Origin of the sequence: Mycobacterium sp. E796 (assembly GCF_001672815.1) — a bacterium.
GTDB lineage: Bacteria > Actinomycetota > Actinomycetes > Mycobacteriales > Mycobacteriaceae > Mycobacterium.
The window spans coordinates 1-532 of sequence record NZ_LZKK01000144.1 but is presented as its reverse complement, the minus strand read 5'-3'; the positions used below and the strand labels follow the sequence as shown (position 1 = coordinate 532).

Below are 532 nucleotides of genomic sequence, written 5' to 3'. Positions count from 1 at the left end.
TGACCACCGCCATGGCCGGGCCGACGTCGGACATCCGGATCCCGCTCAACCGCGCGGTCGTGGTGCTGATCATCGACATGTCGAACTCGATGCGCGCGACCGACGTCGAACCCAACCGGCTCAAGGCGGCCGAGCAGGCGGCCAGCCAGTTCGCCAGCCAGCTGACGCCGGGCATCAACCTGGGACTGGTCGGATTCGCGGGCACGCCCTACCTGCTGGTGCCGCCGACCCCGCAGCACGAGGCGACCCTCGAGGCGCTGAAGAAGCTCGAGTTCGCCGACGGGACGGCGACCGGTGAGGCGATCTTCACCGCGCTGCACGCGGTCGGCGCCGCGGCCATCACCGGCGGGGACACGCCGCCGCCGGCGCGGATCGTGCTGCTGTCCGACGGCGGTGAGAACAAGCCGACGGACCCCAGCGACCCGCACGACGGCGCGTTCACCGCGGCGCGGCTGGCCAAGGACCAGGGCGTGCCCATCTCGACGATCTCGTTCGGCACCAAGGGCGGGGAGATCGAGATGGACGGGCAGCG

1 protein-coding gene is annotated in these 532 nt (G+C 71.6%); it reads left to right on the top strand.

Going from position 1 to position 532, the window contains the following annotated elements; translation table 11 throughout:
• Window positions 1-532: VWA domain-containing protein (locus A5706_RS10925; protein ID WP_156767061.1), on the top strand; the 532-nt coding region annotated here is incomplete at both ends.